At 71.9% G+C, this 8,149-nt stretch carries 9 protein-coding genes and 1 tRNA gene; 3 read left to right on the top strand and 7 right to left on the bottom strand.

Translation table 11 applies throughout. From position 1 onward, the window contains the following. Positions 1 to 81: 81 nt before the first annotated feature. The 7 genes from ACQZ2A_RS18510 to ACQZ2A_RS18480 all read right to left on the bottom strand — a co-directional run bounded on the left by ACQZ2A_RS18510 (position 82) and on the right by ACQZ2A_RS18480 (position 4,879). Positions 82 to 918 carry a hypothetical protein gene (locus ACQZ2A_RS18510; RefSeq protein WP_430213996.1) on the bottom strand — a complete coding sequence of 279 codons (837 nt, stop codon included), beginning with the start codon at positions 916 to 918 and terminating at the stop codon, positions 82 to 84. A 203-nt stretch (positions 919 to 1,121) separates the two neighbouring features. Continuing rightward, on the bottom strand, positions 1,122 to 1,838 hold the full coding sequence (gene rplA, locus ACQZ2A_RS18505; RefSeq protein WP_430213995.1) for a 50S ribosomal protein L1: 717 nt from the start codon (positions 1,836 to 1,838) through the stop codon (positions 1,122 to 1,124). 77 nt (positions 1,839 to 1,915) lie between these two features. Further along, complete coding sequence (gene rplK / locus ACQZ2A_RS18500) at positions 1,916 to 2,347, bottom strand: 50S ribosomal protein L11 (RefSeq protein ID WP_430213994.1); 432 nt, start codon at positions 2,345 to 2,347, stop codon at positions 1,916 to 1,918. Between the two features lie 91 nt (positions 2,348 to 2,438). Then, complete coding sequence (nusG, locus tag ACQZ2A_RS18495; protein WP_430213993.1) at positions 2,439 to 3,386, bottom strand: transcription termination/antitermination protein NusG; 948 nt, start codon at positions 3,384 to 3,386, stop codon at positions 2,439 to 2,441. A gap of 56 nt (positions 3,387 to 3,442) precedes the next feature. Then, entirely contained in the window at positions 3,443 to 3,706 is a 264-nt protein-coding gene (secE, locus tag ACQZ2A_RS18490) for a preprotein translocase subunit SecE (RefSeq protein ID WP_430213991.1), read from the bottom strand. A 116-nt stretch (positions 3,707 to 3,822) separates the two neighbouring features. Next, positions 3,823 to 3,895, bottom strand: a tRNA-Trp gene (locus ACQZ2A_RS18485). A gap of 156 nt (positions 3,896 to 4,051) precedes the next feature. Next, the gene (locus ACQZ2A_RS18480; protein ID WP_430213990.1) at positions 4,052 to 4,879 is read right to left on the bottom strand and encodes an endonuclease/exonuclease/phosphatase family protein; all 828 of its coding nucleotides are present in this window, start codon (positions 4,877 to 4,879) and stop codon (positions 4,052 to 4,054) included. Between the two features lie 168 nt (positions 4,880 to 5,047). On the opposite strand from ACQZ2A_RS18480, the gene ACQZ2A_RS18475 reads away from it, so the two are divergent. The 3 genes from ACQZ2A_RS18475 to ACQZ2A_RS18465 all read left to right on the top strand — a co-directional run bounded on the left by ACQZ2A_RS18475 (position 5,048) and on the right by ACQZ2A_RS18465 (position 7,924). Continuing rightward, positions 5,048 to 6,349, top strand: a complete 1,302-nt coding sequence (locus ACQZ2A_RS18475; protein WP_430213989.1) for an aminotransferase class I/II-fold pyridoxal phosphate-dependent enzyme — start codon at positions 5,048 to 5,050, stop codon at positions 6,347 to 6,349. Between the two features lie 4 nt (positions 6,350 to 6,353). Next, positions 6,354 to 6,866 carry a DUF5709 domain-containing protein gene (locus ACQZ2A_RS18470; RefSeq protein ID WP_430213988.1) on the top strand — a complete coding sequence of 171 codons (513 nt, stop codon included), beginning with the start codon at positions 6,354 to 6,356 and terminating at the stop codon, positions 6,864 to 6,866. A gap of 83 nt (positions 6,867 to 6,949) precedes the next feature. Continuing rightward, the gene (locus tag ACQZ2A_RS18465; RefSeq protein ID WP_430213997.1) at positions 6,950 to 7,924 is read left to right on the top strand and encodes an adenosine deaminase; all 975 of its coding nucleotides are present in this window, start codon (positions 6,950 to 6,952) and stop codon (positions 7,922 to 7,924) included. Positions 7,925 to 8,149: the final 225 nt, after the last annotated feature.

Below are 8,149 nucleotides of genomic sequence, written 5' to 3'. Positions count from 1 at the left end.
CCCCCCCCCCCCCCCCCCCCCCCCCCCCCCCCCCCCCCCCCCCCCCCCCCCCCCCGCGGCGGTGCTGCGTTCTGCGAGCGGTCAGCTCGTGGGCATCTCGAAGGTGCCGACCTCGGAGGCCGCGGGGACCTTGATGTCGACCGGCTCGCCCCACTTGGAGTACTCCATGGTCACGGCCTGGCCCTTCAGCCCGGCGACGACCTTCGTGGGCAGGCCCTCGGCGTCGATCGACAGCTCGTAGGTCAGGCCGTCGGGCATCGCGTTCGACTCGAGCATCTGCTTGAGCGCGTCCTCGCTGACCCCGGGGATGCCGGACGCCTGCTTCTTGACCATCTCCTTCATCTGCTCGGCCGTGAGCTTGACCTCGTAGGTGGTCACGCCGTTCTCGACCTTGGTGACGGTGGCCTTCGTCCCCTTGAGGTTGGCCAGCTCCCCCGCCGGGTTCGACATTGACGACTCCATCTGGCCGATCATGGGCCCCATCATCTGGGACATCATGTCCTTGCCCTTGGGGTCGATCTTGATCCACTTCTTGCCGCCGGCCAGCTCGGCGAACGAGTCGCCGCCCAGGTACATGACCTTGTCGGCGTAGACGATCTGGAGCTTCTCGCCCTCGGCGTCCATCGACATCGACATCTTCGTGGCGCCGTCGCTGTAGTCGACGTCGGCCTCGGCCTTGCCCTGGGAGCCCATGTCCATCGTCATGTGGGACGTGCGCTTGGCCTGCGTGGCGGCCTGGCTCTTGGCACCCAGCTCGGCGAGGTCGACGGTGTCGCCGACCTTGGCGGTGGCGGCGGCGGGCGCCTCGCTCGTCGCGGCGGCCTTGCTGCCGGTGCCGGTGTCGTTGGTGGCGGAGCCACAGGCCCCGAGGACGAGGGCCCCGGACAGGGCCAGGGCGGAGACGATGGTGCGCTTCATGTGGAGCTTCCCCCGTTGCAGGTGGTCGGTGTGCCGCGTGGCCGTGGCGGCCTCCGCGTGGTGACAGCGTACGGGTCCGACGAGGCCGGGCGAGCAGCGGTTCCCCGGTCGTGACCCTCTCGTCACCAACTCTTCAGGACCCTCCCACGCACGAGCCCGCCGCCCCGGGTGGGACGGCGGGCTCGTGGCGAGGGGGCGGGGGCTCAGGCCTCCACGGTCTCCTCGGTGAGGTTGCGGGTCTTGCTGGCATCCAGCGGGATGCCCGGGCCCATCGTCGTCGACAGGGTCGCCTTGGTGATGTACCGGCCCTTGGAGGCGGCCGGCTTGAGCCGGAGCACCTCCTCGAGCGCCGTGGCGTAGTTCTCCACGAGGGCCTTCTCGTCGAAGGAGGCCTTGCCGATGATGAAGTGGAGGTTCGCGTGCTTGTCCACGCGGAACTCGATCTTGCCGCCCTTGATGTCGGACACGGCCTTGGCGGTGTCCATCGTGACCGTGCCGGTCTTCGGGTTGGGCATGAGGCCGCGCGGGCCGAGCACCTTGCCGAGCCGGCCGACCTTGCCCATGAGGTCGGGCGTCGCGACGACGGCGTCGAAGTCGAGCCAGCCGCCGGCGACCTTCTCGAGGAGGTCGTCGGAGCCGACGAAGTCGGCGCCGGCCGCGGTGGCCGCCTCGGCCTTGTCGCCGTTGGCGAAGACGAGGACGCGGGCGGTCTTGCCCGTGCCGTGCGGGAGGTTGACCGTGCCGCGGACCATCTGGTCGGCCTTGCGGGGGTCGACGCCGAGGCGGAACGCGACCTCGACGGTCTCGTCGTACTTGGCCGACGCGACGTCCTTGGCGATGCGGATGGCGTCGAGGGGGGCGTAGACCTTGTCCGCGTCGATCTTCTCGGTGGCGGCGCGGTAGGACTTGCTGCGCTTCATGTGCTGCTCCTGGTGTGGTGGTGGAGTCGTGGTCATCGGGCCGAAGCAGGCCCTGCCACAGGGGGGTTCGACCGGGCTCAGAGCTCGGTCTCGATGCCCATCTGACGGGCGGTGCCGGCGATGATCTTCATCGCGGCGTCGACGTCGTTGGCGTTGAGGTCGGGCATCTTGGCCTCCGCGATCTCGCGGAGCTGGTCCTTGGTCAGCTTGCCGGCCTTGGTCTTGTGCGGCTCGCCCGAGCCCTTCTGGACACCGGCGGCCTTCTTGATGAGCTCGGAGGCCGGCGGGGTCTTCGTGATGAAGGTGAAGGAGCGGTCTTCGTAGACCGTGATGACGACGGGGATGATGCTGCCGCGCTGGTGCTCGGTCGCCGCGTTGTACGCCTTGACGAACTCCATGATGTTGACGCCGTGCTGACCGAGCGCGGGGCCGACGGGGGGCGCGGGGGTCGCGGCACCTGCCTGGATCTGCAGGTTGATGTAGCCGGAGACCTTCTTCTTGGGGGGCATGACTGTCCTTGTTCTGTGTGGTGGTGGGCCGACGCCGTGGGCGATGACCCCTTTGCATCCCCGGGACCCCCGGGGCGGGGTTGCTCCCCGGTCAGATCTTGGCGACCTGGCCGAAGGAGAGCTCGACCGGGGTCTCCCGGCCGAAGATCGAGACGAGCACCTTGAGCTTCTGGGTGTCGGGGTTGATCTCGGAGATCGTCGCCGGCAGCGTCTCGAAGGGGCCGTCCATGACGGTGACGGACTCGCCGACCTCGAAGTCGACGACCGTGGTCTCGCCACCGGAGCCGCCCGACGCGGCCTGGCCGCCGCCGGAGGTGCTCGCCGCGACCGGGGACTCGAGGTCGGCCGGCTTGAGCATCGTGAAGACCTCGTCGAGGGTCAGCGGCACCGGCTGGTGGGCGTTGCCGACGAACCCGGTGACGCCCGGGGTGTGCCGCACGGCGCCCCACGACTCGTCTGTGAGGTCCATGCGCACGAGGACGTACCCGGGCATCCGGACCCGGCGGACCAGCTTGCGCTGTCCGCCCTTGATCTCGGTGACCTCCTCCATCGGGACCTGGGTCTCGAAGATGTAGTCCTCCATGTTGAGGGACTGCGTGCGGTTCTCGAGGTTGGCCTTGACGCGGTTCTCGTAGCCCGCGTAGGAGTGGATGACGTACCAGTCGCCGAACTTGCCGGCGAGGTCGTCCTTGAACGCCTGGACGGGGTCGACGCCCTCGAGGACGTCGCCGTCCTCGTCGACGGCGCCGGTGGGGGCGTCGTCGGTGTCGGCGGACGCGTCGTCGGTGTCGGCGACTGCGGTGTCGTCACCCTCGGTGGCGGCACCGTCGGTGTCGTCACCCTCGGTGTCGGCACCGTCCTCGTCGGCCTCGTCGGCCTGCGCGGCGTCGAAGGACTCGGCGGCCTCGAGGTCGGCCTCCTGGACCGGGGTGTCGTCGACCGGGAGGTCGGTGGCGGACTGCTCCGTCGCGGCCTCGGGAGCCACCTCGGGGGCGTCGTCGGACGCCACGTCGGGGTTGTCGGTCCACTGGTCGGACACGGGTGACCTCTTCCTTGTTCTGCGGGTGCCGGGGGGCGGGGTGCGCGTGGGCGCGGTCAGGAACCGTTGCCCAGGACCAGCCCGACGAGCTTGCTGAAGCCGAAGTCGAGGCCGGACACGATCGCCATCATCACCGTGACGAAGACGATGACGACGAGGGTGTAGTTCCAGAGCTCGTTGCGCGTCGGCCGGACGACCTTGCGGAGCTCGTCGAGGATCTGGCTGACGAACAGCGCGAGCGCGCGGAACCACCGGGAGATGGGGTTGCCGCTCCGCTCCGTCCCCTTGGCGGGGCGGGAGGGAGTCCTGGTCTGACCCACGTCAGTCACGGTGCCTCTTCACGGTCGGTGCTCGGTTCGGTGCCTTCCGCGCGGCACGACCGCGAAGGCAGCCCGAGGGACGGACCGCGTTTCGTGGACGAACCACACGTGCGACGCAGGGCAGGAGGGACTCGAACCCCCAACCGCCGGTTTTGGAGACCGGTGCTCTACCAATTGAGCCACTGCCCTGTGGGACCGCCGTTGGGGGGCGGGCCCGGGGTGGTGCGACCGGTCCGACGGCACGCCGACAGATGGTGGTCACACCGAACGGACAGCATACGGGACGTCCCGGGCCGGGCGCGAACCGCCCGACCCGGGACCCCCGTCACCGTCCGGCGCCCTACGTCACCGCAGGGTGGTCGTCACGCGGAGGATCTTGTGCCCGGACGTCTTCTCCTGCGCGAGCTTCGCGCCGGCCGCGAGCGGCGTGTGGTTCTCCGAGAAGAACACGTAGTCGATCTTGCCCTTGCGGTGCGTGTCGGGCCCGACGCGCTTCTTGCGGTCCCGGGCCAGCTGGCCGGCCTCGACGAAGCGGCCCTCGGAGCGCGACGCCGGGTAGAGGTAGAGCGGGTCGAGCTCGGTCGAGGTCGGCTGGGAGTTCATGTCGCCGGCGACGATGACCGCGTCCTTGGCGTCGATCCAGGAGTTGGTGATCGCCTTGATCCGCTCGGTCTCGCCGCGCCGGACGACCGCTGCGTTCGTGTCGTAGGTCGACAGATGCGTCGAGCAGGCGTGCGTGCGGATGCCCCCGAAGCCGAACGCGACGCACGCGAGGCCGAAGGTCTTGCCCTCCCCGGGCACGTTGTACGCCTCTGCGAACACGCTCCCCTTCCCGGGGCGGATCGCGACGTTCCCCTTGCCGGCCGGGCAGTCCGGGTTGGAGGTCTGCTCGTGGTAGCTGACGGTCCACCCCTTGTGCTTCTTCTTCAGGTCCTTCACCCAGGACTGGCAGACCTCCTGCATCAGCCCTACGTCCGCCCTGCCCTGCTCGAGGTCGCGGACGACCTCGAGGAAGCGGTCCTTGTGCTGGTCGGTGTTGTGCTGGACGACGCGGATGGTCGTCGGGCCCGCGGCCTCGGCGGTCGGTGCGGCGGCGGTCGTGCCGACGAGGCCGGCGGCGGTGACGCCCGCCGCGGCGAGCGCGGCGAGGAGCGGGCGGGTGCGGTGCTGCATGTGGTCCCCCAGGGGTTCGTGGGGAGGCGCTGGTCGCCCCCCGGCAGTCCACGACCGTGCCAGCCTCGACCCCGGCCCGCGATGGGGAGGACTCCCCCGGCTCGCGGAGGCCGTTCGGTGCGCGGTCGGGCCCCCCGGTGCGACGGGTCGCTCTGCCACGATGGAGGGGTGAGCACCGACGCCGTCTCCCGCACCCCCCTCGCCGACCGCTCCCCCGAGGAGCTGCGCTCCTTCCTCGAGGAGCAGCGCGCGGCGTACACGGACCTCACCGAGCGGGGCCTGCGCCTCGACCTGACGCGCGGGAAGCCCAGCGCCGAGCAGCTCGACCTCGCGGAGCGGCTGCTCTCCCTGCCCGACGGCCACCGCGACCGCGCCGGCACGGACGTGCGGAACTACGGCGGGCTCGAGGGGCTGCCCGAGCTGCGCGAGATGTTCGCCGAGCTGCTCGGGGTGGACTCCGACCAGATCGTCGCCGGCGGCAACGCGAGCCTGTCGATGATGCACGAGGTGCTGGTCTTCCACCTGATGCACGGCGGCGTCGACTCGCCGCGGCCGTGGAAGGACGAGGAGACCGTCCGCTTCGTCTGCCCGGTGCCCGGCTACGACCGCCACTACACGATGCTCGAGTCGTACGGCATCGAGATGGTGACCGTGCCGATGCTCGCCGACGGCCCGGACGTCGACGCCGTCGAGGCACTCGTGCGCGACGACCCGAGCGTCAAGGGCATGTGGATCGTGCCGACCTACGCCAACCCCGCCGGCTCGGTCGTGACCCAGGAGGTCGCTGCGCGGCTGGCCGCGATGCCCACGGCCGCACCGGACTTCCGGCTGTTCTGGGACAACGCCTACGCGCTGCACCACCTGACCGAGGACGAGGCGAAGTCGGCCGACATCCTGTCCCTGGCCTCGGCCGCCGGGCACCCGCACCGGCCGGTCGTCTTCGCCTCGACGAGCAAGATCACCTTCGCCGGGGCCGGGGTGGCCTTCCTCGCGGGCTCACGCGAGACGGTGGGCTGGTACCTGGGGCACCTGAAGTTCGCGTCCATCGGGCCGGACAAGGTCAACCACCTGCGGCACGTCCAGTTCTTCGGCTCCCCCGACGGCGTGCGCGAGCACATGGCGAAGCACCGCGCGGTCCTGGCGCCGAAGTTCGCGGCGGTCGACGCGGCCCTGACCGCTGGGCTCGAGGGGCTCGGCATCGCCGAGTGGACCCGCCCGCGCGGTGGCTACTTCGTCAGCCTCGACGTGCCGGACGGGTGTGCCTCGCGGGTCGTCGCGCTGGCCAAGGAGGCCGGCATCGCGCTCACCCCGGCCGGGGCGTCGTTCCCGTACGGCAAGGACCCGCGAGACCGGAACATCCGTCTCGCACCGTCCTTCCCGGTGCTCGAGGAGGTCGAGGCGGCGATGGCCGGGGTGGCCACGTGCGTCGCGCTGGCCGCCGCCGAGCAGCTCGCCGGCGACGTAGGGTGACGGGATGAGCGAGCGCCCCGACGAGAGCACGGACCCCACCTCCTACGGCGACGAGGACCAGCTGCAGCCCGAGGACACCCTCGTGCAGGAGGACGTCGACGACGTGCTCGACCGCGGCTACTCCCCGCCCGAGCGGCTGCACGGGTCGATCGCCCACGGCGTCACCGCCGAGGAGCAGGGCCGCGACGAGACGATCGAGGAGCGCATCCACCAGGAGGTGCCGGACCCGTCGTCGGCGTACGGGGCGCCCGAGAACGAGTCCGGGCTCGACGAGGACCGCGTCGGCGGCGACGACCCCGACGCCATCGACGCCGAGGACGACTGGCTCGGCGACGGCGAGGTCGGTGACGAGCGCGCCGGGAGGCTCGTGGCTCCTGACGGCGGCTTCGGCGAGGACGACGAGAAGGACCTCGTGGGCGAGGACGTCGGCATCGACGGCGCCGGGGCCTCGGCCGAGGAGGCCGCCGTGCACGTCGTCGGCGAGGGCGAGCTCGACGAGGAGACCTCGGAGGAGTGAGCGGGTCGACCGCCGGGGCCGCGGCCCCGCGCCCGGTCGGCACGCTGCCCAAGGCGCACCTGCACCTGCACTTCACCGGCTCGATGCGGGTCGAGACCGTCCGTGAGATGGCGGCCGAGCACGGCCTGCGCCTCCCGTCGACGCTGACCGACGACTACCCGCCGCTCTTCGACGCCGCCGACGTCCGCGGCTGGTTCCGGTTCCAGCGGCTGTACGACGTGGCCCGGGGCTGCGTGCGCGGCGAGGCCGAGATGCGGCGGATCGTGCGGGAGGCGGCGCTCGACGACGGCGCCGAGGGGTCGCGGTGGTTGGAGCTGCAGGTCGACCCGACGTCGTACGCGCCGTTCGTGGGAGGCATCACGCCGGCGCTGGAGATCGTGCTCGACGAGGCGGCGGAGGTGTCGCGGGTCGCCGGGGCCGCGCAGGTGGGGGTCGTCGTGGCGGCGTCGCGGATGCGGCACCCGCTCGAGGCGCGGACGCTGGCCCGGCTGGCGGCGCGGTACGCGGGTGAGGGTGCCGGGACCGTGGTGGGCTTCGGCCTCTCCAACGACGAGCGGCGCGGTGACACCGAGGAGTTCGGGCACGCCTTCCGCATCGCGCGGGCGGCCGGGCTGGCGTCGGTGCCGCACGCCGGGGAGCTGCTGGGGCCGGAGGCGGTGGCGGCCACGCTCGATGCGATGGCGCCGGACCGGCTGGGGCACGGGGTGCGCTCGGTGGAGGACCCGCGGGTGCTCGACCGGGTCGTGGCGGCAGGGGTGGCGCTCGAGGTGTGCCCGGGGTCGAACGTCTCGCTGGGGGTGTACGACGTGTCCGAGGAGGTGCCGCTGCGGCAGCTGCTGTCCGCCGGGGCGACGGTGGCGCTGGGAGCCGACGACCCGTTGATCTTCGGCTCGCGGCTGGCCGAGCAGTACGAGACGGCGCGCACGATCCACGGGTTGGAGGACGCGGAGCTGGCGGGTCTGGCGCGGGCGTCGCTGGCGGCGAGCCGGGCGCCCGCGGAGGTCCGGGCGGCGGCCGAGCGCGACATCGACGCCTGGCTGGGCGAGCCGGGCTGCTGAGCGCAGCCCGCCTCGGCAACGGTCGCCGCGGCACGGTACGGCGGAGCGTCGGCGCGGGGCGGGCCCGGCACAGCACTGTGGGTGCCGCCCGGGACGTCCATGTGCTCCGGATGTCGGGCCACGGCCGAAGCGACCGGGCGTCCGCGCGCGGGGCGGGCCCGGGGCACCACTGTGGTGCCACGGGAGACGTCCATGTGCTCCGGATGTCGGGCCACGGCCGAAGCG

The sequence above is a fragment of the Phycicoccus avicenniae genome (genome assembly GCF_050496545.1).
Taxonomy (GTDB): Bacteria; Actinomycetota; Actinomycetes; order Actinomycetales; family Dermatophilaceae; genus Phycicoccus; species Phycicoccus avicenniae_A.
This window is presented reverse-complemented; position numbering and strand designations above follow the sequence as displayed.